20 protein-coding genes are annotated in these 21,653 nt (G+C 32.8%); 12 read left to right on the top strand and 8 right to left on the bottom strand.

The features are described 5' to 3' along the window. The first annotated feature begins 5 nt into the window (after positions 1-5). Complete coding sequence (locus tag ACQ0RB_RS09165) at positions 6-1,238, top strand: glycosyltransferase family 4 protein (protein WP_430498010.1); 1,233 nt, start codon at positions 6-8, stop codon at positions 1,236-1,238. 105 nt (positions 1,239-1,343) lie between these two features. Continuing rightward, positions 1,344-3,830 carry a T9SS type B sorting domain-containing protein gene (locus tag ACQ0RB_RS09160; RefSeq protein WP_430498008.1) on the top strand — a complete coding sequence of 829 codons (2,487 nt, stop codon included), beginning with the start codon at positions 1,344-1,346 and terminating at the stop codon, positions 3,828-3,830. On the opposite strand, the gene ACQ0RB_RS09155 is transcribed toward ACQ0RB_RS09160, so the two are convergent. Continuing rightward, positions 3,819-4,496 (bottom strand): SIR2 family NAD-dependent protein deacylase, encoded by a 678-nt coding sequence (locus ACQ0RB_RS09155; RefSeq protein ID WP_430498006.1) that lies wholly within the window; start codon positions 4,494-4,496, stop codon positions 3,819-3,821. The genes ACQ0RB_RS09160 and ACQ0RB_RS09155 overlap by 12 nt on opposite strands. Positions 4,497-4,533: 37 nt before the next feature. On the opposite strand from ACQ0RB_RS09155, the gene ACQ0RB_RS09150 reads away from it, so the two are divergent. Both ACQ0RB_RS09150 and ACQ0RB_RS09145 read left to right on the top strand, forming a co-directional pair. Continuing rightward, positions 4,534-5,190, top strand: a complete 657-nt coding sequence (locus ACQ0RB_RS09150; RefSeq protein WP_430498004.1) for a TrmH family RNA methyltransferase — start codon at positions 4,534-4,536, stop codon at positions 5,188-5,190. A 455-nt stretch (positions 5,191-5,645) separates the two neighbouring features. Continuing rightward, on the top strand, positions 5,646-6,020 hold the full coding sequence (locus tag ACQ0RB_RS09145) for a VOC family protein (protein ID WP_430498002.1): 375 nt from the start codon (positions 5,646-5,648) through the stop codon (positions 6,018-6,020). A 9-nt stretch (positions 6,021-6,029) separates the two neighbouring features. On the opposite strand, the gene ACQ0RB_RS09140 is transcribed toward ACQ0RB_RS09145, so the two are convergent. Together ACQ0RB_RS09140 and ACQ0RB_RS09135 are read right to left on the bottom strand one after the other, a co-directional pair. Beyond that, a complete protein-coding gene (locus ACQ0RB_RS09140) occupies positions 6,030-6,809 on the bottom strand; it encodes a carboxypeptidase-like regulatory domain-containing protein (protein WP_129761335.1) in 780 nt (259 codons plus the stop codon). Positions 6,810-6,905: 96 nt separating this feature from the next. Beyond that, on the bottom strand, positions 6,906-8,711 hold the full coding sequence (locus ACQ0RB_RS09135) for a DEAD/DEAH box helicase (protein ID WP_430498000.1): 1,806 nt from the start codon (positions 8,709-8,711) through the stop codon (positions 6,906-6,908). A gap of 268 nt (positions 8,712-8,979) precedes the next feature. On the opposite strand from ACQ0RB_RS09135, the gene ACQ0RB_RS09130 reads away from it, so the two are divergent. Further along, positions 8,980-9,474: a hypothetical protein gene (locus tag ACQ0RB_RS09130; protein WP_430497999.1), complete on the top strand. Its 495-nt coding sequence runs from the start codon at positions 8,980-8,982 to the stop codon at positions 9,472-9,474. Positions 9,475-9,553: 79 nt separating this feature from the next. Here ACQ0RB_RS09130 and ACQ0RB_RS09125 read toward each other — a convergent pair whose 3' ends face one another. Further along, positions 9,554-10,039: a hypothetical protein gene (locus ACQ0RB_RS09125; RefSeq protein ID WP_343799113.1), complete on the bottom strand. Its 486-nt coding sequence runs from the start codon at positions 10,037-10,039 to the stop codon at positions 9,554-9,556. Between the two features lie 102 nt (positions 10,040-10,141). Next, positions 10,142-10,717, bottom strand: a complete 576-nt coding sequence (locus ACQ0RB_RS09120; protein ID WP_430497997.1) for a non-canonical purine NTP diphosphatase — start codon at positions 10,715-10,717, stop codon at positions 10,142-10,144. 131 nt (positions 10,718-10,848) lie between these two features. Between ACQ0RB_RS09120 and ACQ0RB_RS09115 the strand changes: the two genes are divergently transcribed. Further along, on the top strand, positions 10,849-12,918 hold the full coding sequence (locus ACQ0RB_RS09115; RefSeq protein ID WP_430497995.1) for a M3 family metallopeptidase: 2,070 nt from the start codon (positions 10,849-10,851) through the stop codon (positions 12,916-12,918). A 257-nt stretch (positions 12,919-13,175) separates the two neighbouring features. Here ACQ0RB_RS09115 and rlmH read toward each other — a convergent pair whose 3' ends face one another. Further along, entirely contained in the window at positions 13,176-13,649 is a 474-nt protein-coding gene (gene rlmH, locus ACQ0RB_RS09110) for a 23S rRNA (pseudouridine(1915)-N(3))-methyltransferase RlmH (protein WP_131508491.1), read from the bottom strand. A 92-nt stretch (positions 13,650-13,741) separates the two neighbouring features. Here rlmH and nadC point away from each other — a divergent pair, with 92 nt between their 5' ends. Genes nadC through ACQ0RB_RS09095 form a run of 3 tightly spaced genes read left to right on the top strand, consistent with a single transcriptional unit; the run spans position 13,742 to position 16,391 of the window. Next, positions 13,742-14,602: a carboxylating nicotinate-nucleotide diphosphorylase gene (nadC, locus tag ACQ0RB_RS09105; protein WP_430497991.1), complete on the top strand. Its 861-nt coding sequence runs from the start codon at positions 13,742-13,744 to the stop codon at positions 14,600-14,602. After that, positions 14,602-15,441, top strand: a complete 840-nt coding sequence (locus ACQ0RB_RS09100; protein ID WP_430497989.1) for a hypothetical protein — start codon at positions 14,602-14,604, stop codon at positions 15,439-15,441. The genes nadC and ACQ0RB_RS09100 overlap by 1 nt, the downstream gene beginning before the upstream one ends. Further along, a complete protein-coding gene (locus ACQ0RB_RS09095) occupies positions 15,438-16,391 on the top strand; it encodes a YihY/virulence factor BrkB family protein (RefSeq protein WP_129761346.1) in 954 nt (317 codons plus the stop codon). The genes ACQ0RB_RS09100 and ACQ0RB_RS09095 overlap by 4 nt, the downstream gene beginning before the upstream one ends. On the opposite strand, the gene ACQ0RB_RS09090 is transcribed toward ACQ0RB_RS09095, so the two are convergent. After that, positions 16,388-17,122 carry a LytR/AlgR family response regulator transcription factor gene (locus ACQ0RB_RS09090; protein WP_430497986.1) on the bottom strand — a complete coding sequence of 245 codons (735 nt, stop codon included), beginning with the start codon at positions 17,120-17,122 and terminating at the stop codon, positions 16,388-16,390. The genes ACQ0RB_RS09095 and ACQ0RB_RS09090 overlap by 4 nt on opposite strands. A gap of 3 nt (positions 17,123-17,125) precedes the next feature. After that, positions 17,126-18,904, bottom strand: a complete 1,779-nt coding sequence (locus ACQ0RB_RS09085; protein WP_430497984.1) for a tetratricopeptide repeat-containing sensor histidine kinase — start codon at positions 18,902-18,904, stop codon at positions 17,126-17,128. A gap of 163 nt (positions 18,905-19,067) precedes the next feature. On the opposite strand from ACQ0RB_RS09085, the gene ACQ0RB_RS09080 reads away from it, so the two are divergent. From ACQ0RB_RS09080 to ACQ0RB_RS09070, 3 genes are read left to right on the top strand one after another with little or no spacing between them, the layout of a single operon-like run. Beyond that, positions 19,068-20,207, top strand: a complete 1,140-nt coding sequence (locus tag ACQ0RB_RS09080; RefSeq protein ID WP_430497983.1) for a T9SS type A sorting domain-containing protein — start codon at positions 19,068-19,070, stop codon at positions 20,205-20,207. Positions 20,208-20,219: 12 nt separating this feature from the next. After that, positions 20,220-20,651 carry a hypothetical protein gene (locus ACQ0RB_RS09075; protein WP_131508503.1) on the top strand — a complete coding sequence of 144 codons (432 nt, stop codon included), beginning with the start codon at positions 20,220-20,222 and terminating at the stop codon, positions 20,649-20,651. Then, complete coding sequence (locus tag ACQ0RB_RS09070) at positions 20,638-21,537, top strand: tetratricopeptide repeat protein (RefSeq protein WP_430497980.1); 900 nt, start codon at positions 20,638-20,640, stop codon at positions 21,535-21,537. The genes ACQ0RB_RS09075 and ACQ0RB_RS09070 overlap by 14 nt, the downstream gene beginning before the upstream one ends. The last annotated feature ends 116 nt before the right edge of the window (positions 21,538-21,653 follow it).

The raw sequence follows: 21,653 nt of genomic DNA, 5'->3' as shown, positions 1-21,653 counted from the left end.
ATAGTATGAAAGTATTAATAATTGGGTTTGTATGGCCTGAACCCAAAAGTTCTGCAGCTGGAAGCAGAATGATGCAACTTATTCAAATTTTTTTAGTTGAAAATTATACAGTCACTTTTGCGACATCCACATCAAAAACTGAAAACGCAATTAATTTAAAAAGCTTAGGAATAGACGAGCACACTATTGAATTGAATAGCTCTACGTTTGATGATTTTATTTCTCAGTTACAGCCTGATATAGTGTTGTTTGATAGGTTTTTAACCGAAGAGCAGTTTGGTTGGCGAGTTGCACAACAATGCCCAAAGGCAATACGAATTTTAGATACCGAAGATGTACACGGTTTGCGTAAAGGACGTGAATTAGCTTTAAAAGACAATACACCATTTAATGTTGAATATTTACATAACGATACCTCAAAACGTGAAATAGCTAGTATTTATCGTTGTGATGTAAGTTTGATAATTTCTGAAGCTGAAATGGAACTCTTAACCCAAGAGTTTGGTGTTCCTACTGAGTTGTTACATTACATGCCTTTTTTGATAGAACCTATTGCTGAGGAAGGCAAACGAAAATTACCAGTGTTTGAAGACCGAAATCACTTTATAACTATTGGTAATTTTTTACATCCACCAAATTTAGATTCGGTAAAGTTTTTATACCAATCTATTTGGTCGAAAATTAGAACTAAACTTCCAAAAGCTGAAATGCACATTTATGGAGCCTATCAAAATAACAAAGCGCAACAGTTTAAAACCAATGATAACGGATTTATAATTAAAGGCTTTGCTGAAGATGTAGATATTGTTATGCAACACGCAAAAGTGTGTTTGTCTCCTTTACGGTTTGGAGCAGGATTGAAAGGTAAGTTTTTTGATGCTATGCGTAACGGAACACCTTTTGTAACCACATCAATAGGAATTGAAGGTATTTTAGAATCTAGTTATATGAATACCCTTAATTCAGAAGATGTAGATGCTATAGTAGAGTATGCAATTAGGATGTATAGTGATAAAACACTTTGGCAAGAGCAGCAAAATTTAGGTTTTAATTTACTAGAAAAGCGTTTTAGTAAAAGCTATCATATAGAAACGTTTAAGCAAAAGCTTCAGTATGTAGTTGAACATTTAAAAGAGTGTCGTCAAAATAATTTCACTGGTCAAATGCTCATGCACCATACTTTACAAAGCACAAAATATATGAGTAAATGGATTGAAGAAAAGAATAAGAAAAGTTAAAACCAATTGGGTCTATTAGTGTTTTCGTAATATTTTATTAAAAATTATCTCTAAAAGTATATGTTTTCCTACATTTACAAATCACAAACTTTCCATTGCTAACTAATGTCTAAAAAAATTTCAGTTCTAATCATTTTTTGTGTTCAAGCTATTTTGACCAACGTTTTTGCTAATGTTCCTCCTACAATTGTAGCTGATGGCAACCAAATGTATTGTCCGTTGAGCCAAATAAATGTGGTTACAAATTTTGATATTATCGATCCTGATGATACAGAAATTGAAGCTGTTTACATACAAATATCTACAGGTTATGATGTAGGTAATGACCTATTATCTTTAACAGGAACACATCCAAACATTGTAACCAATTGGGATGCTAATCAAGGTAAATTGACATTAAGTGGAGTAGGAGGAGTAAATGTAAGTTATACTGATCTTATTGCGGCTGTATTAGATGTGGTTTATGAAAGTGTATCTGATACTGTGTCAGGTGAAAAGTACTTTTCGTTCACCATTGGTGATGCCAATTATTTACCCTCTACAGGTCACTATTATCAATATGTAGCCGATTTAGGAATTACTTGGACTGATGCAAGACAAGCTGCTGAAAATAGCACCTATTTTGGTTTGCAAGGGTATTTGGCTACAATCACATCTACAGAAGAAGCTCAATTAACTGGTGAACAGGCTGCTGGAGCAGGATGGATAGGAGGAACGGATTCTGAAACTGAAGGTGTTTGGAAATGGGCAACAGGACCTGAGGCAGGAACTGTATTTTGGAATGGAGGAATAAATGGAACAACACCAAATTTTGCTTTCTGGAATACTAGTGAACCAAATAATCAAGGAGATGAAGATTATGCACATGTTACAGCACCTAATGTTGGTATTACTGGTTCCTGGAATGATTTGCCAAATGGAGGAAGTGATGGAGATTATGAACCTAAAGGTTACATTGTAGAGTATGGCGGAATGCCTGGAGATCCAATACTTGATATTTCAGCAAGTACAATGATTACTATTCCAGAAATTGTAAGCACTACTGATAATTCTAATTGTGGTTCAGGAACAGTTACGTTAGAAGCTACAGCATCATCAGGGACAGTAATTTGGTTTGATGCTGATACAGGAGCTCAGTTATCAGTTGGAGATACTTTTGTGACTCCAGTTTTAAATGAAACAACAACTTATTTAGCAATGGCTTCTGTAGATGGATGTTTAGAAGGGAATAAAGTACCTGTTGTAGCAACTATTTATAGTTTGCCTACTGTACAAAGTCCAGTAACATTAAAAAATTGTGATGAAGATGGTGTTGCTGATGGGTTTACAGATTTTAACTTAAACGAACTTGATGACTTAGTGACCAACAATAATAGTTCAGGATTTGATATTACGTATCACTTGTCGCAAAACGATGCTGAGTTTAACATCAATCAACAAGCTGCTTTTCCGTTTAATAATGCACAATCTGCAACAGTCTACGTTCGTATTGAAGGAGGAAATGGTTGTTATGAAGTTGCAATTGCCAATTTAGAAGTATCTACAACATCTTTTCAAGATGGGTTTTTGCATACAATTGAGCGATGTGATGATGATGTAGCAGATGGGTTTATTTCATTTAATTTATCTGAAGCGTCTCAAGTTTTTCTAGATCAATTTCCTTCAGGACAAAATTTAAGTGTACATTATTACAGTAGTTTAAACGACGCTCAACTAGAGCAAAATGAAATTCTTCCGCAAACTAATTATACAAATCAAACAGCATTTTTAGAAACTATTTACGTTAGGGTTGAAAGTGATGATAATGGAGATTGTTTTGGTATTGGACCGCATTTAAGATTGATTGTTCATCCTATTCCAGAGTTTGAAATTGAAGGAGAAACAGTGTATTGTTCTAATGGAGATCCAGTAGTATTAGAAATTGTGAATCCAAATGGGAATTATCAATATGAATGGACTGACCAAAGCGGAACAGTAATAAGCAACTTAACCTCTGTTGAGGTAACTTCAGGAGGAGTGTATTCAGCAACAGCTAGTTCAGGATTTAACTGTAGTTCATCTCCTGTTACATTTTCGGTTTTAGAATCTTCAGTGGCTGATTTAGATATGGATGATATTACAATTACTGATTTTACAAGTAACAATACAATTACTATCGATCCTTCAGGATTAGGTGTTGGAGATTATGAATATGGGTTAAACACTAGTGTATATTATCAAGATGAACCTTATTTCGACCAAGTTGCTCCAGGAGAACATATTTTATTTGTTAGAGATAAAAATGGCTGTGGAGTAGTCGCTTTAGAAATTTATGTTTTAGGGTTTCCTAAGTTTTTTAGTCCTAACGACGATTTATATAACCAAACCTGGAATATAAAAGGGTTTAGTGAAAGTTACAGCTCACGTTCTTTAGTACATATTTTTGACCGTTACGGAAAACATATTACAAGCATAAAACCTAATGGAATAGGTTGGGACGGAACTTTTAAAGGTAAACAATTACCAAAAACCGATTATTGGTTTATCGCAGAAATGATAAAACTTAATGGTGAGGTTAGAACCTTGAAGGGACATTTTAGCTTACTTCGATAGTAATTCAATCCATTTTTTAATACCTGTTGTAGCTGGTTCTGCAATGACAGTAACGTGTTTTGATGAATCTAAATTTGGTTTTGGATCAATATAGTATGTAGGTGTATTAGGTGTTACGTAATGCATTAAACTTGCTGCAGGATATACTTGCATTGAAGTGCCAATAATTAATAAAATATCAGCAGTTTCACAAATAGCAATTGCTTTTTCAATCATAGGAACAGCTTCACCAAACCATACAATGTGAGGTCGCATTTGGTGTCCTTTGTTGCACAAATCTCCAAGAACAAGGTCTGTTTTCCACTCAACAACATCATTTTCATCAAAAGTGCTACGCGCTTTTAATAATTCACCATGTAAATGAACTACGGTTGAACTGCCTGCACGTTCATGTAAATCGTCCACATTTTGTGTTATAATAGTCACTTTGTATTCAGATTCTAAATTTGCCAAAGCATTATGAGCAGCATTGGGTTTTACTTCAAACAGCTGTCTGCGTCTTTGGTTGTAGAACTCTAAAACCAGTTCCGGATTTGCCTCAAAGCCTTGTGGTGACGCAACTTCCATTACATCGTGTCCTTCCCATAAACCGTCGGCATCTCTAAAGGTTTTAATGCCACTTTCGGCACTCATTCCTGCTCCTGTAAGTACAACTATATGCTTCATAGCTGCAAATTACTATTTTAAAATTATATTTGAACTTATGATTGATATTAAACTTTTAGACTATTTAGAGTCCTACTTAACCGAAAACCGAAGAACACGTTTTAATAAAGTACTGTCCCAACGAACAAAACATTTTACGGTTGCAACTGAAGATGTGTATCAACTTCACAACACAAGTGCAGTAATACGAAGTTGCGATGTGTTTGGGATACAAGAAGTAAACATTGTTGAGGAAATTAACTCTAAACGAATAGATAGAGAAATTGCTATGGGAGCCCAAAAATGGGTAGATTTAAACCGATTCCATACAGTGAAAGATTGTATTAAAGATTTGAAATCCAAAGACTATCAAATTGTGGCGACCACACCACATACTAACGATTGCCTACTGCAAGAGTTTGATGTTACTAAAAAATCATGCTTTTTCTTCGGAAGGGAAACCGAAGGGTTATCGCAAGAAGTAATAGACAATGCAGACTGCTACTTAAAAATTCCAATGAGTGGTTTTACTGAAAGTTTAAACATTTCAGTGTCAGCAGCAATTATCCTTCAGCATGTTACTACAAAGTTAAAACAGACAGAAATTAATTGGCAATTAACAGAAACTGAAAGGCTCGAAAAACGTTTGGACTGGATTAAGAAAACCATAAAAAGCTACGATAAGATTGTGGAAAGGTATTACTCAAAGCAATAATTTTTGTAACTTTTAAAAGAACTAACTAAAATTTAGATGAAATTCTGTCAATTCGAGTAAATTTTACGATTGAAATAAGTAAAATTTGTATCGAGAATAGGAATTTTAGACATTGAAAATAGTTCTCGATACAATTTTTTTCAAAAAATCACTCGAACAGACATTTTTGGAATTAATTAAAACCAAAATGTACAAAGGGTTAACTAAACTAAAAAGATGATAATAGCACTTTACGTTATTCTAGGTATAATCGCCTTGATAATTAAATTGCACCAAAAACTTATGATGTTAACCGAAGCATTATGAAACTAAAGTAGTTTGAGGATTTCAAGGGAAAAACCCAATTCCGTTTAATCTGTTTATGCTGTTTTTCAATTTTGAAAAGGCAGTGGGAAAGGATTTTGATGAATGCTTAACAAGTCTCAAACACATATTAGAAAGTAAATAGTTTTGGTATGAAACATAATATGATAGGTTGGTTCGAAATTCCAGTAAATGATATGGATAGAGCCAAAGCGTTTTATGAAGCTGTTTTCAAGGTTGATATTCAAATTGTTGATTTTGGAGGCATGTTGATGTGTTGGTTTCTTTATGAAGAAGGAAAAGAAGGAGCAGAAGGTACTTTAATAAAACAGAAAACATACATTCCAAGTCAAGAGGGAACGTTGGTTTATTTTATTTGTGAGGATGTACAAAATGAACTTGACAGAATTGAAGCTGCTGGCGGAAAACTATATCAACCAAAAACCCAAATTTCTCCTGAACATGGTTTTATGGCAGCGTTTATAGATACTGAAGGCAATAGGGTTGCGCTACATTCAAGAAAATAAAAAGTGGAATTAAAACCTACTAGGTCTGTTTCTGTTTAAGACCTTGTATTCTTCATAGCATTCGCTAATAGCATCCAAGATTTGAAGGTCGTTTGCTGTTTCAATAAAATCTTTGGAATAATTACAATGGCTGACAATTTCGTCAAGATCGTGTTTGTCAACCTGTAGCAATACGGTTAGCATTTCTCTATCAAAACGACTAGCTAAGTTATTTCTAATTTCGTCATCTTCTTTCATTTGCCTTAACTTTCTAAGTTCTTTAGGCTTTTTTCCGAAGATATTATATAAGAAATCAGCAGGATTAAAAATAGCACCTAACACCTTGTTTACAGCGTTAGGTGAATTATTTCCTGCTTCATAACCTTTATTTGGTAAACCTGAAATGCTATATCTATAATTGGTTTTTATAGGCATTTGTTTTATGTCAACTTCTAGATAGCCAGTAAGTTGTAATTGATTAACTACAACCTCTTCAAGCGCTAATGCCAATTCGGTTAACTCAATTTGAGTGTCTCCAAATTTTATCCAGTCGTTAGTAACACGTACTTTAATGGACTTGTAACCTAAGTATGACAAGTGTAGTGTGTCATTGGCTTCGGCTTTAATTTCAAAACGACCTTTGTCATCGGTTGAGGTACCCACAACTTGGTTGAGGTTAACAATATTTACACTTTCTAAAATACCACCAGTACTAGAACTTACAACAGTTCCTTTAACTGTAGTAGGGTCTTGCGAAAATCCTAGAGTTGTAAATAAAAAGAGTAAAATAGTGATATAATAATACCTCATAGCAATCATTTATGATATAAAAGTACTAAACAAAAAACATTTATAAGATTATACTTAAAAATTTTGACTAAAAATTAACAAGAAGGTTTAAAATCATTAACGTCTTGATCGTCTTGGACGTGATGACATTTTGCCGCTTCCTGAACTCTCTGAACGTCTTGATTTTCCTTCAGATTTTCTTCTGCTACTTCTGTTCCCAGAATCGTTATTAAAACCTGAGCGTCTTTCTGATCTTGGTTTGTCGCTACGTCTGTTTTTTCCACCACCATCACGTCGTCTTTTGCGTCTGCTAGTGCCTCGTCCTTTGTCTTCAGATACTTCAACGTTTACAAAACGTCCGTTGTATTTAAAGTCGGTAAAAAACGATAATACTTTCTCTTGTAATGCTTTTTCAGTATTAAAAAATGAAAAACTGTCTTTTACATCTACTTTAAAGACATCGTCTCTACCAAGTTCTAAAACTTCTTTTAAGAAATCTTTTAAACTCATCCAGTCATAGCCATCCTTTTTTCCTACGTTTATAAAGTAGCGAGTGGAGTTGCCATCGTTACTGCTATCGCGTTCGCTACTATGTTGTGCAGAAACATTAAGGTCGCTGGCTTTTTGGTAGTAATTAAAGAAACGTGTAAACTCTACTGAAAAGAATTTTTTGATTAGTTCGTCTTTGGTAGTATCTTCAAACAATTGATTGATGTTTTCAAGGTATTCATCAATTTCATGGTTGATTTCAGTATTGTGAACTTTATTGGCTAGCGACATTAATTGTACTTCGCAAATTTCCATTCCGCTAGGAATTTCTTTTTGCTCAAAGTTCTTTTTAATGATGCGTTCAATACTTTTTATTTTTCTTAATTCACTTTTAGAAACAATTACCATTGATACTCCAGTTTTTCCTGCACGACCTGTACGACCACTTCTGTGCGTGTAGGTTTCAATTTCGTCAGGTAACTGGTAGTTGATAACGTGTGTAATGTCGTCAACGTCAATACCACGAGCAGCTACATCAGTAGCAACAAGCATTTGTATTTGGTTGTTTCTAAACGATTTCATAACCAAATCACGTTGGTTTTGGCTTAAATCACCATGAAGTGCTCCAGCATTATAACCATCTTCAATAAGTTTCTCAGCAACTTTTTGAGTGTCGCGCTTTGTTCTACAAAATACTACCGAGAAAATGTCAGGATTAGCATCAGCTAGTCTTTTTAAGGCAGCATATCTATCTCTTGAATTCACCAAATAGTATTCGTGAGATACTTGGTCACTACCAACGTTTTTGCTTCCTACGGTAATTTCTATAGGACTATGCATAAACTTTTTAGCAATAGTGGCTACTTCTTTTGGCATTGTAGCCGAAAACAACCAAGTGCTTTTATCTTTTGGTGTGTGTGATAAAATGTCAGTGATATCTTCATAGAATCCCATATTTAACATCTCATCAGCTTCATCTAAAACTGAATATTCAATTTTAGAAATATCAACCATATTTCGGCTAATCATGTCTTTCATACGACCAGGAGTTGCTACAATAATTTGTGCTCCTTTTTTTACCGATTTAGCTTGGTCAGTAATGCTTGCTCCACCATAAATGGCAACAACATTTAATCCTTTACAGTATTTACCATATAGGTTTAATTCGTTTGCAATTTGTAAACAAAGTTCGCGAGTAGGAGAAAGTATTAACCCTTGAGTGGTTCTGCTTTCAATATCAATTTTTTGTAACATAGGAAAACCAAATGCTGCGGTTTTACCTGTTCCTGTTTGCGCTAGTGCTACTAAATCACGTTCTTCTTGTAATAAAATAGGGATTGCTTGTTCTTGTACATCACTAGGGTTTTTAAAACCCATATCAATAATAGCTTGTAATAGGTCGTCATTAAGACCTAAATCTTGGAATGTGCTCATTCGTTTTTTGTAAGTATTCGATTATGTTATGTAGTGTTACAACAGAAGCGAATCGACATACTTAACCTGAAACTTCTTGGTAACACATCCTCACCTTGAGGAATTTACAACGCATCTTTTTGCGTTTCAAGCGGCAAAGATACACTAATATTCCAATAAACAATATAACCTAAGTTAATGTGTAGTTGAACATTAAGTTTAAAAAATAAATCATTAACGTCTTTTATGACTATTGGTTTTGTTATATTCGGTTCTTTAAACTATAACTATGAAGAAATTATGTATTGTTTTTGCCATGTTATTTATGGCATTTAATGTTCAAGCTCAAGAAACAACGATGTCTGATGCAGACCAAGAGAAGATGACTCGAATGATGGAGTTAATGAGCCAAACTATTGAAATGGATGTGAACACCGAATTATTTAGTAAGGTAAGCACAAACGCCTATGTCTCTGAAGACCCAAAAGCTGTTATCATGGCTATGTTAACTCCTGAAGGTTATGAGACTTCAAAAGAAAAAATGAAAAATGATGTAGGTGACAAAATGGACGTTAAAGATAAAGGTGAAACTGAAATTAATGGTGTAAAGGTTTTATACATGAAAGGAACTACTGAAGCAGAAGGATCTGATCTTAATGTTGAAATGTACTGTATAGGAATTGATGATGAAACTTCTTTGATGTTTATTGGAATGGTTGATAAAACTGCAGATGCAAAATATGCTGAAGCTATAGAGAAAGCAAAAAACTCAGTAATTAAATAATCAAACCGAAATTATAAGTATAAAAAAATCCAGCCAACGCTGGATTTTTTAGTATATAGACGTTTAAAACGGTTGTGTTTTATTGGTGATAAGCACTGTTGTGAGCTAAAGCATTACCACAGTTACTACAGCTTCCAGCAGCACCAGCACCTCCAGCACAACCATTATTACAAGTGTAATGCCATACACCATTTGCGTTTTGGCTTGGTTCAGTTTTTTGTGTTGTTGTAGGTGTGGTTATAGGTAAAGTTGTAGCAGGAGTATTGGTGTTAGGTGTATTATGTGTTGTTGAATTATTCGTGTTATTGTGATAAGCTTGATTGTGCTCTAACACGCTTCCGCAGTTACTGCAATTTCCAGCAACAGCAGCTCCATTAATACAACCACTACTACAGATGTAGTGGAAAAAATTAGCAGCAGTAATTTTCTTTTTTTCAGGTGCTTCAGATGTTTTTGTGGTTGCTTCAGTGTCTTGAGAAGTGGTAGGTTTAGCTTTGTCTTTGCAAGAACTCAAAGTAATCATTGAGATACATAATATTGAAGCGATAATTTTAAAATAGTTCATAATCTTATTTTTTGGCTTGGACTAGTATACGCATTTTTTCTATTCTTTTCTAAAGAAGTCTAAATTATTATGATTTTTTTAAAGCTAGCAATAGATGGCGTTTTAATGATTGTTTAAAAAAGAAATCAATTGGGAAACAGCTTTTCCTCTATGTCCAATACTGTTTTTTTCTTCCAGAGTTATTTCAGCAAAGGTTTTGTCATAACCGCTAGCTTTAAAAATTGGGTCGTAACCAAAACCAGAATCACCATATTTGGTTTCGGTAATGCAACCTTCACAAATGCCAGTAAAGGTGTTTAGAGTTCCATTTAATACTAAAGCAATAACGGTTTTAAAATGAGCATTTCTGTTAGGCTTGTCTTTTAAGTTCAGTAGTAACTTATCCATGTTGTCGTTTGCATCACGTTGTGGTCCTGCATAACGAGCCGAAAATACTCCAGGAGCACCTTGTAGAGCTTCAACTTCTAAACCAGTATCGTCAGCAAAACAATCGTAGCCATAATGTTGCTTAACGTATTCGGCTTTTTGTATCGCATTGCCTTCAATGGTGTCTTGAGTTTCAGGAATGTCTTCAAAACAACCTATATCTTTTAAACTTAATAATTGTATGGTGTCAGGAATAAGCTTTTGTACTTCGTTGAGTTTATTAAGGTTGTTGGTGGCAAATACAAGTTGCATTTCTTAGTGTTTAATTTCAACCAAAAGTACAATTATATACGTTGAAACAAAAACAGAATACCTGTATGAATTTTTAACAGTAAATAATAGTTTTTGAATGTTATCTTTGTTGAAACAATAACACATTTTTTATGAAAAAACTAGTTTACTCATTTTCACTTTCACTAATATTACTTATGAGTTGTTCCGATAAAGAAGAAAAACCACAAAAAGAACTATCAGCCGATAATCCATTTAATGTAGAATTAAACCAACCGTTTGATTTTGCAAATGTAACAGGAGCTGCTATTGAAGAGTATGTAGATGTTACTATTGACAACTCTGTACAAGTCATTGAAGAGATTAAAAAAGGAAGCACTCCTACATTAGCTAATACATTTGAAGCTTATGATGGTGTTAGTAATGAATTGTCTAAAGCGTATAGTAATGCGTTTTTGATGTACTGGACTTCAACCGATTCAATAACAAGAGCAAAAGGTTTAGCGTCTTCACAAAAGATAGACTCATTAATGACAGTGTTAGGAGCAGATAAAGCGTTATTTGCACAGTTAAAGAAGTTTAAGGATTCTGATGCCTACACTCAATTAGAAAATCGTAAAAAGCGATTTGTTGATGGTGTGATTGAAAATTTTGAGCAATCTGGTGTTAATCTTGACGAAGCAAAACTTGAAAGATATAAAGCTTTACGATCTGAAATTACTGATTTGACATCTCAGTATTCTACAAACATGAATACTGCAGATTTGGTATTAAAGCTAGATGAAAAAGGAGCTAAAGGTTTACCTGAAAGTTTTAAAGCAACGTATAAAACCGAAGCAGGTTACGAAATTCCAGTAATGTCTTCAACTAGAGGTCCTGTTATGGATAATGCAGTTGAAGAATCTACTAGAAAAGAGTTTGATAAACTTTATGCAAATAGAGGAGCAGATAAAAACCTTGATGTGTTAGAGCAGTTGGTTAAAAAGCGTTATGAATTAGGACAGCTTATGGGTTATAACTCATTTGCCGAATATAACTTAGTGAATAAAATGGCTAAAAACCCTGAAAATGTTTGGGAATTTGTAAACGGTTTAGTAGCGGAATCTAAAGAGAAAGCAATTAACGATATAGAGGTTTTAAAAGCACAACGAGCTAAAGCCTTTGGGATTGATGAGAGCTTGCCTATTAATTCTTGGGATTTAAGTTTTTATAAAAACGAAATATTAAAAAACAACTATAAAGTAGACAACGAAAAAATACGCGAATATTTACCAATGGATGCGTGTTTAGGTGGATTGTTTGATATTTATCAAGAGCTATTAGGTCTTGAGTTTAAAAAAGATGAAACTGCTACAGTATGGCATGAAGACGTTGAAGCTTATAAAGTGTATGAAGGCGATAAATTGAAAGGACGTTTTTATTTAGATTTATATCCAAGACCAAATAAAGAGTCCTGGTTTTACTGTGTGCCTCTTTCATCTGGAAAACAAACAGCTGAAGGTTATGAAGTTCCTGTAGCAATGTTATTAGGAAACTTTACAAAACCAACCGAAACAATGCCTTCATTATTAAGTCATAATGAATTAAATACTTTGTTTCACGAGTTTGGACATATAATGGATTCTATGTCTTACGAAGGGGAATACAGCTTACAAGAAGGTACAAAATCTGATTTTGTTGAAGCTATGTCTCAAATTTTTGAAAACTGGACTTGGGATTACGACATCTTAAGTTCGTTTGCAAAACATTATAAAACAGGAGAGGTTTTTCCTAAAGAGTTGTTTGATAATATGGTAAACGCAAAAAATGTATCTTCAGGTCTTTCAGCACAAGGATCACTAAGACGTTGTATTTATGATATGAATTTATACGATAAATATGATCCAAATCAACCATTAGATACAGACCAGTTATGGAAACATATTGATAATGAAATGAATGTAATGGATTGGTATGTTGAAGGAACACACCCTCAAGCAAGCTGGATTCATATTAATACACACCCAACTTATTATTATGGTTACTTGTGGTCTGAAGTGTATGCGCAAGATATGTTTACAGTTTTTGAGGAAAACGGATTGAGAGATCAAGAAACAGGAGTTAAATACAGAAAATTAATACTTAGCAACGGAAGTCAAAGACCTGTTGATGAGGTTGTAGAAGAGTTTTTAGGTCGACCATCAAACAATAAAGCATACATTAAAAGCTTGGGCTTAGAGTAGTCTTTGTAACATTTTGTTGTTTTTGACGTCCTATAAGTATGAGAAAAATAATACTTATAAACGCAATTGTTTGGGCAGCTTTAATACTTGTTAATTCATTTTTGTTTAAAGATCATGATAATTGGAAATATATGTTTTTGTTCCTTATATCGGGTTTTACGATCGTAAACTCTCTATTATTAACTAAGCATAAAAGAAAAACAACTTGTAAATAAAGCAATAACAGATAAAAAAAAGATGCCATTTGGCATCTTTTTTTATCTATGATGGTAAGGTTCGTTTCTTAAAATAGTAAAGCCTCTGTAGAGTTGTTCAACCATAAATAATCGTACCATTTGATGCGAAAAAGTCATTTTAGATAAAGATAGTTTGCCTGCTGCTTTGCTGTAAACTTCTTCTGAAAACCCATAAGGTCCACCAATTACAAATACAAGCTGCTTAATGCCTGAGTTCATGTGTTTTTGTAAGTAATTGGCAAAAGCAACAGAATCTAGTTGTTTTCCTTTTTCGTCAAGTAAAATTAATACATCTGTTGGGTTAAGTTTGTTTAAAATAAGTTCGCCTTCTTTTTGCTTTTGCTGTGTTTCGCTTAGGTTTTTTGAGTTTTTGATATCTGGTATAATTTCAAGCTCAAACTTAATATAGAACCCAAGACGCTTTGTGTACTCGTCAATTAATGATTGAAGCGCTTTGCTATCTGTTTTGCCTATGGCTAAGAGTTTTATGGTCATATGCCAAATTTACAATTTTTGATGCTTTAAATAAGCAATCATAATTCGTAATTCGAAAATCTATTGCTATTTTTACATTAAATACTAAAATCATGATTTCCGAAGCACAATTCAATAACGAAATAGATTTAATAATTGCAAATGCCATAAGAGAAGATGTTGGTGATGGTGACCATAGCTCACTAGCATGTATTCCACTTACAGCTAAAGGAAAAGCTAAACTATTGGTGAAAGATAATGGGATAATAGCTGGTGTAGAGTTTGCGAAACTTATATTTAAGCATGTAGATAAAAACTTAAAAGTGCAAACGTTTATCAACGATGGTCGTAATGTAAAAAAGGGAGACATTGTGTTTTATGTTGAAGGGTCTTCGCAATCTATTTTAAAGGCAGAACGACTTGTGCTTAACTCTATGCAACGTATGAGTGCTATTGCAACCAAAACAAAACAGTTTGTAGACTTACTCGAAGGTACAGGAACCAAAATTTTAGATACTCGAAAAACAACACCAGGAATTAGAGCTCTTGAAAAATGGGCTGTAAAAATTGGTGGAGGCGAAAACCATAGGTTTGCTCTTTATGACATGATTATGCTTAAGGATAACCATATTGATTTTGCAGGAGGAATTACTAAAGCTATAGAAAAAACCAAGCAATATTTACAAGACACAGGAAGAGATTTAAAAATAATTGTTGAAGCTAGAAATCTTGATGAAATTAAAGAAATCTTGCAAAGTGATGGTGTTTACCGAATTTTGATTGACAACTTTAATTTTGAAGACACTAAAAAAGCTGTAAAGCTAATAGGAGATAAATGTTTAACAGAATCTTCTGGTGGTATCAACGAAAAAACTGTTAGGCAATATGCACTTTGTGGTGTTAATTATATTTCATCAGGTGCATTGACGCACTCAGTTTATAACATGGATTTAAGTTTAAAGGCTGTAGACTAATGAGGAATTTTTTTTCTGTTGTTTTTTTGAGCATTCTGTTTTTAGGTTGTAAATCTGCAATGAGCGTTAAGGAAAACAATTTGTATGTAACTACAACTGCATTAGAGTCTAACGCAAGTGTTGTGGTTTTTAAAGAAGGAGTGAATATTCCTGATAGTATTAAGCGAGTAAAAATTGGAGACTTTAAGATAAGAGATGGAGGCATGTCAGTAGACTGTGGCTATGAAACTGTTATTAATATAGCAAAAGATAAGTCTAGGTCAGTTGGAGGAAATGTGGTTAAAATTACTAACCATAAGCTTCCAGGTTTTAGCACGTGTCATCAAATAGATTTTGAAGTTTATAAGATTGATGATGTTACTCCGTTTGAAAAAGAAATATTATGGAGTGATAACCGTACTTTAAATTGGGATGATTTTAAAGATGCTCCAAAGCTTAGTTATCCGTTTTATACGTGTTTGTATATTGACGCTTACTTTGATTTTACTAAGTTTTTATCCAATAAAGGGAGGTTTGTAGTTGAAACTGAATTTAATACTGAGTGTTCTTGGGTTCAACCAGATTATAGAACCAACAAAGGATTAGATTTGGTTAATATTCATTTTGACTTAACAGAAATTTATTCAATTAAACTAAGAGAGTCGTTTAAAGAAAAACAAGTTGATGACTATAATAATTGGGTTAAGTATGCTAGCGATGCGTACAAGGAAATAAATAAAGCTTATGAAACAGAAGTGTATAATCTTTACACCCAAACTGCTTTTGGAAATAATGAGGCTGAGTTAATAGCTTGGAAATTTAAAATTAATGAAGAATTAAAAAAAGCTTCTAATCAATGACCAAACCCATTGAAGATAAACTTGAAAAGTTACCAGTAATCAACCTGCTTGTTAGGTTTTTAAAACAGATAAAATTGCCAGGTCTTGAAGGCTTATCTGTTTATGATTTAATGGAGCTTTACTTTATGGGAATTGTAAAAGGTGCTCTAACAACAAGAGCAAGTGCAATTGCTTTTAGTTTTTTTACTGCTATTTTCCCGTTTTTACTGTTTGTCATTATTGTAATTCCATACATTCCTATTGACGATTTTCAAATTAAGTTTGAGCAGTTTCTAAATTCGTTTTTACCTCCTCAAACATCAGATTTTTTCTTCTCAAATATTTTTGAAAACATTAGCGGAAGTGGAGGAGCTGGTTTATTATCATCGGTTTTTTTATTGTCTATGTTACTAATGGCAAATGGCGTAAATGCAGTGTTTTCTGGTTTTGAAAATTCTTATCATGAACAACTCACAAGAAATGTGTTTCAGCAATACCTCTACGCACTAGGGATTGCTTTAATCTTAGCATTTTTAGTATTGCTAACTGTTGCAGTGTTTGGATACTTTCAAATTTATGTGATACAACCCATATACCAAGGCATTACAGGAAAAGATGTCTTAGAGAGTGACTCAGGTTTGGGATGGATTGTATTTGCAAAATACATGTTTTTTGTTTTAATGGTGTATTTAGCAACAGCTACTTTGTACTATTTTGGAACTAAAGAAGGTAGAAAATCTCGTTTCTTCTCCATAGGCGCATTATTAACCACTTTATTAATAATATCAACGTCTTACCTTTTTGGTATTTACATAAATAACTTTTCGCAATACAATGAACTCTATGGTTCTATTGGAGCTTTGTTAATACTGTTATTGTACTTATGGTTAAACTCCAATATTTTATTATTAGGTTATGAACTTAATGCTTCTCTACATGTATTGAGAAAGTACAACATTAAAAATGATTAACTAAAGTGTTTTAAAAATTCTTCTTTTCGTCTTACAGAAATGGGCACTTTTGAATTGTTAGACATTACAACATAACTTTGTTTGCCTTTGTAGTATTTTTTTACATGTTCTAGGTTAATTAAGTGAGATTTATGGGTTTTGAAAAATGAATTGTCTTCCAGTAAATCTTCGTAAAACTTAATTGGTTTAGAAACCATAGTTTTGCCTTCGTTGGTAAAAATATGTGTGTAGCTCGTGTCTGCTTCTAGATGTATAATATCTTCTACTTTTAGAGTTTCAAAGCCTGATAGCGTTGGAATTGTTATAACTTTTTTTTGATCTTGTTTTAGGTTTTTAAATAAATTTTGAATTTGATGTTCAATATTACTTTCATGTAAACTAGTTTTTAGTCTATTCACAGCATCGTTAAAATCGTCAGCATCTATAGGTTTTAATAAATAATCAAATGCACTGAACTTAAATGCTTTAATAGCATAATTGTCAAAAGCAGTTGTAAAAATCACCTTGAAATTAATCTTACTCATACCTCTAAGAAAATCAAAGCCTGTTTTATCATGAATTTTAATGTCTAAAAACACCAAGTCTGGTTCCATTTTAGTAACAACTTCTAATGCTTCTTCAACAGTATTGCATGTTGTAAGTACATTAAAAGTATTTGGGTGTCTATTAATAAGGCTCAAAACCCTTTCAACGCAATGTGCTTCGTCGTCTATTATTATTGTTTTTATCATGTTTTAGTAGGCAAGATGTATTGGTAGAGATACTTCTATTCTCGTGCCTTTTTCTTTGTCTATAATTTTTACATCTCCATTGGTGTTCTTTAGTTTATTGATGATTTCAATTCTACTTTTGGTAATAGTCATTCCTAACGATTTTTTAGTTGGCATATTACGTTCAATAGTTTGTCTACCAACACCATTGTCATCAACACTGCAAATAAGCATATTGTTTTCTTTTTTAAAGCTGATGGTTATATTTCCAGGTTCTTCAATTTGCGATAAACCGTGTATAATACTGTTTTCAATAAATGGCTGAAGAATCATGGGAGGAACCAAAATTTCGTCAGTTTCTATGGTTTCGTCAACTTGTATTGTGTAATTAAATTTATTTTGAAACCGCTTACGCTCAATATCCATATAAGTTTTTAAAAGAGAAATATCTTCACTTAATAAAATCTCTTTTTTTTCTGAGTTTTCTAAGGTCAAACGCATTAGTTTAGCAAATTTACTCAGGTAATCACTAGCAGACTGCGTGTCGTTTTTTAAAATATAATCTCCAATAGAGTTTAGGGAATTGAAAATAAAATGCGGATTCATCTGCGAGCGTAACGCCTTCAATTCAGTGTCAGAAACCTTAGCATTAAACTCAGCTTCTTTAGATTTTGAAACTGCTTCTTGCTTACGTTTATAAAGCATAAAACCGATAAGGGAAATTGCTATAAAAGCACTACCACCAATTATTGATGCATTTTTTATTGACTTTTGACGTTCAATTTCAACTTGCGCAATTGCTCGGTCTTTGTCAGCTTCAAATTGAATTTCCTTTCGTGAAATTTCAAGTTTTCTATCGGCATTAATAAGACTGTCTCTTAAAATAATATGTTGTTTGTATGTTGTTAGTGCGTTTTTGTAATCGCCTTTTATTTCATAAACATTTGCAAGAGTGCCTAAAGCACTATTTTTTGTAGCTAAGCTATTTAAGGCTTCATTTAGCTTTAAGCTGTTTGTGGCATAATGTTCGGCTTTTTCTATAGCATTGTTTTTAAGGTATACTTCTGCAGCATTAGTATAAGCAGCTACTTTTAAAATCTCTAGATTATGTTGCTCAATTATGTTTAAACTTTCTATAGTGTTTTTTAAGCCTTCTTCTAAGTATCCAGCATTAGTTTGTACTAAACCTAAATTGCTTTTGGTGTTAGCTATCAATAGGCTGCTAGAGTTGCTTTTTTCGGCTTCTATGATAGCTTTTTTATAATTGTAAATGGACGAATCGAGCTCTTTTGTTTGACCATAAATATTGCCAATGTTAAAAAATGTATTGGCTTTGTTTTCAGGAAAATGGAGTAGCGTTTTAAAACTCTTCAATGCCTTGTCGTATTCTTGTTGTTCGTAATTAATGAGGCCAATATTAGTTAGTACTCCTACGGCATATTTTTCAAGTTTAGGGTTGTTTTCAATTAATGCGTAAGCATTTTGATAGTAGTTTAAAGCGTTTACTGGATTTGATAAAAAATAATGCTGAATAATACCTATGTTGTTGTAAGATACAGCTATTCCTTTTGTATAGTTGTTTTGTTTTGAGATTTTTAAAGTCTTTAAATTGTACCCTAACCAACTAGTGTCTGATGGTGTTAAATACATTTTTCTTGCGGCAAATTTCAATCTTAAATTTACGTAAGTAGTATCTTCTTGTTTGTAGTTGTTGATAACAGTTTCTAACGAATCAAGCATTTTGTTTTGAGAAACACAAAATGATGAAAGCATTAAAAAGAATAAGAATAAACTATTTTTCATTTTAATAGTTAACTAATAGCTGGTTAAAAGTAGCAATTTATTGTCAGAAAAACCGACTGTTTTTACGTTAATATACTCAAAGCTAACGATAATAAGTTGGTTATGGGTTTTTGCCGAAATAAGTATTTGCTTTAGGTGTTAATTTATTTTTAAAGGCAATTTCATGAAGTTAAAGTTATTTTTTACGCTACTTTTTTTAAGTATCTATTCTAATGCGCAAGAGCAAATTTTCAATATTCCAGAAACTTGGGATATTGATATTTGGAATGGAGGTAGTTGGTTGCATTTTTCAAATATAGAGTACACTTTTAACGAAAATTGTATGCCAACATTAGTAGAGTCTCAGGTTCTAGATTTTGGTTCAGGTTTGTTTGTTGATAGTTCAAGATTAACAATAACCTATAATGGAAACAATGAACCATTAGAAAATATAAATGAGCTTTGGAATGTTGAAAGCAATTCGTGGGAAAATCAATTGCGTACTACATATATATATAATTCTGAAAATTTAACCACAACACATAACTACGAATGGCAAAATGAAGCATGGGTTTTAGTGGAGGTAATTATTGAAGAATATGATACCCAAGCGATGACTTACGAAGTAATTTATCAAGATTATGTGAGTGCAACAGATACTTATGTTAATACAGGTAGAAATGTTATTCAGTATAATAATTTTGAGCGGATTGATAACATTCTATATTACGATTGGGATATTGTTGGAGACGATTGGGTACATCGAAGCCGACAAACTTATGTTTATGACACAAATCAATTAGCAACTCAATCTACACTTGAAGATTGGGAAGGCGAACAATGGGTAAATGATGTTTTAGAAGTATTTACTTATGACGCTAATCACTTTTTGATAGAAACTCTAAAATCAGACTGGAATACCGCTTCATCTAGTTATGAAACGAACAGTAGAGAGTTAATAACAAATGATGAAGAAGGAAACCCAATAGAAATGATAACTCAATCCCTCTTGTTTGGGTCTTGGGTGAATTCAACAAGAGATAGAAGAACGTATCCAGATTGTCTTACGTTGAGTGATGAAGAAGTGGCTTTTGAAGAAATAAATATATATCCAATTCCTGCTACAGATGAATTAACGATTGAAAATACAACTCAACAAGACTTTGCATTACAATTATTTGATATTAATGGAAAGCTTATCAAAGCTGAGCAATTATTAAACTACAGGAATAATCTAGACGTATCAAGTTTAAATTCTGGTATCTACATTTTAAAGCTATCAAACCAATCAGGAGTTTACACCAAACGCATTATAAAACAGTAAAAACAGTTTCTTATGAAAAAAGTAAGTTTTAAAAATAGAATAGCCCTATGCCTTGTGTTTGTTTTTTTATTGCCAATGCTTAGTTGGTCTCAAAAACGAATCAAGCCACCAAAAAGAGCTTCTAAGGTAGAGAGTGTTGATGCGTTTGTAAACAATACATTTGAGCTGTATCATAAAGTTTTTGTTTATGATAGTTTGGTTAATGCAGGAGTTGAAATTCCTGCTGAGATTGAAGATGAACTTGTTGAACACGCAGAACAAGATGTGGATAGCCTTTTACAAATTGTACCTGATTTAATAGATGATATCAGTGATGCACCATTTATGCGACAAGCCAAAGCGACACTTAATTTAAACAAGGCAAAAAAAGCATTGAAGTATTGTGGAATTACCATCAAGACTTACTTTGTTGGCACAAAAGAAGAGGAAGATGAAAAGGAGTAGATTATACTTTACAATTCAACAATTTAGTTTGATGGTATGCTTTTTCTTATTAAGCGTTAATGGTATTTATGCACAATCTTACAAAGCAGCTTTTAAAGACGATATGTGTCATTGCATTGAGCAAGAAAATTTAAAACGAAGACTTACCGAAAATACATATAAAACATGTTTTAGAGAAACATTAACTAAGTATGCAGCTCAAATTGATGCACAAATAGTTGAAGAAGACCCTAATCAGAAATTTTACAAAGGTCAGTTAGCAAGAAAGGAATTAGTTTTAGCTTTAGAGTACGAATTAATTTATAGTTGCAATACTTATTTTGAGTTTTTAGAAAGCTTGCGTGTTAGTAAAATGTTGATCGCTAGAGAACATGCTAAAGAAACTGATTTAGAAGCCTACAATCAACAAGTTGCTTTAACTCCAAACTCTATATCTTATTTCATGCGTGCGCAATTACAATTTAAATTAGGTAATTTACAAGAAGCCGCAGCAGATATTAATAGAAGTTTAGATGTGAATCCATATAAAGCGAATGTAAAATCTACAAGAAATGAGTTGCTGCTATTGGCTTGGATATATGAAGAACAAAACAAATTTACAGATGCAATTGCTATTTATGATCAATTATATTCAGGAGATTTTGATACTAAAATTGCAGTTTTAAGAGCCTTGGCACATAAAAAGTCTGGAGGCACTTCGGCTAGTGTTCCTAATGTTATAAAAACTAATGAGAGTACTAATGATAATAAAAATTCTGCAAGAGGAAGAAGAAGTGCAACAAGAACTGTAAAAACCAAAGTAACTTCAGATCAAGTAATAGAGAAAAAGAAAGACACCTCTTCGCTAAAAAAGTTATTTAAAATCGATAATAAGAAGGGGAATTAAGTCGCTTTTTTTTTTAAAATAAGATAATAAAGTTTGTGTGTGAAATTAGTTAAGGGACTAGTAAGTAAATGTCAATACTTTAGTAGAGTAAAAAAACCATTTCAATTTGAGATGGT

It is taken from the genome of Gaetbulibacter sp. PBL-D1 (assembly GCF_050509525.1).
In the GTDB taxonomy this organism is placed as follows: domain Bacteria; phylum Bacteroidota; class Bacteroidia; order Flavobacteriales; family Flavobacteriaceae; genus Gaetbulibacter_B; species Gaetbulibacter_B jejuensis.
Note: the sequence above shows the minus strand (reverse complement) of the source record. Positions and strands in the feature narration are given on the sequence as shown.

What these genes read in the sequence shown, in the direction of transcription:
- ACQ0RB_RS09160 (WP_430498008.1), top strand. Translation starts at nt 1,344, where the DNA reads ATGTCTAAAAAAATTTCAGTTCTAATCATTTTTTGTGTTCAAGCTATT.
- ACQ0RB_RS09080 (WP_430497983.1), top strand. Translation starts at nt 19,068, where the DNA reads ATGAAGTTAAAGTTATTTTTTACGCTACTTTTTTTAAGTATCTATTCT.
- ACQ0RB_RS09085 (WP_430497984.1), bottom strand. Translation starts at nt 18,904, where the DNA reads ATGAAAAATAGTTTATTCTTATTCTTTTTAATGCTTTCATCATTTTGT.
- rlmH (WP_131508491.1), bottom strand. Translation starts at nt 13,649, where the DNA reads ATGACCATAAAACTCTTAGCCATAGGCAAAACAGATAGCAAAGCGCTT.
- ACQ0RB_RS09140 (WP_129761335.1), bottom strand. Translation starts at nt 6,809, where the DNA reads ATGAGGTATTATTATATCACTATTTTACTCTTTTTATTTACAACTCTA.
- ACQ0RB_RS09095 (WP_129761346.1), top strand. Translation starts at nt 15,438, where the DNA reads ATGACCAAACCCATTGAAGATAAACTTGAAAAGTTACCAGTAATCAAC.
- ACQ0RB_RS09070 (WP_430497980.1), top strand. Translation starts at nt 20,638, where the DNA reads ATGAAAAGGAGTAGATTATACTTTACAATTCAACAATTTAGTTTGATG.
- ACQ0RB_RS09145 (WP_430498002.1), top strand. Translation starts at nt 5,646, where the DNA reads ATGAAACATAATATGATAGGTTGGTTCGAAATTCCAGTAAATGATATG.
- nadC (WP_430497991.1), top strand. Translation starts at nt 13,742, where the DNA reads ATGATTTCCGAAGCACAATTCAATAACGAAATAGATTTAATAATTGCA.
- ACQ0RB_RS09125 (WP_343799113.1), bottom strand. Translation starts at nt 10,039, where the DNA reads ATGAACTATTTTAAAATTATCGCTTCAATATTATGTATCTCAATGATT.
- ACQ0RB_RS09100 (WP_430497989.1), top strand. Translation starts at nt 14,602, where the DNA reads ATGAGGAATTTTTTTTCTGTTGTTTTTTTGAGCATTCTGTTTTTAGGT.
- ACQ0RB_RS09115 (WP_430497995.1), top strand. Translation starts at nt 10,849, where the DNA reads ATGAAAAAACTAGTTTACTCATTTTCACTTTCACTAATATTACTTATG.
- ACQ0RB_RS09075 (WP_131508503.1), top strand. Translation starts at nt 20,220, where the DNA reads ATGAAAAAAGTAAGTTTTAAAAATAGAATAGCCCTATGCCTTGTGTTT.
- ACQ0RB_RS09130 (WP_430497999.1), top strand. Translation starts at nt 8,980, where the DNA reads ATGAAGAAATTATGTATTGTTTTTGCCATGTTATTTATGGCATTTAAT.
- ACQ0RB_RS09165 (WP_430498010.1), top strand. Translation starts at nt 6, where the DNA reads ATGAAAGTATTAATAATTGGGTTTGTATGGCCTGAACCCAAAAGTTCT.
- ACQ0RB_RS09090 (WP_430497986.1), bottom strand. Translation starts at nt 17,122, where the DNA reads ATGATAAAAACAATAATAATAGACGACGAAGCACATTGCGTTGAAAGG.
- ACQ0RB_RS09150 (WP_430498004.1), top strand. Translation starts at nt 4,534, where the DNA reads ATGATTGATATTAAACTTTTAGACTATTTAGAGTCCTACTTAACCGAA.
- ACQ0RB_RS09155 (WP_430498006.1), bottom strand. Translation starts at nt 4,496, where the DNA reads ATGAAGCATATAGTTGTACTTACAGGAGCAGGAATGAGTGCCGAAAGT.
- ACQ0RB_RS09135 (WP_430498000.1), bottom strand. Translation starts at nt 8,711, where the DNA reads ATGAGCACATTCCAAGATTTAGGTCTTAATGACGACCTATTACAAGCT.
- ACQ0RB_RS09120 (WP_430497997.1), bottom strand. Translation starts at nt 10,717, where the DNA reads ATGCAACTTGTATTTGCCACCAACAACCTTAATAAACTCAACGAAGTA.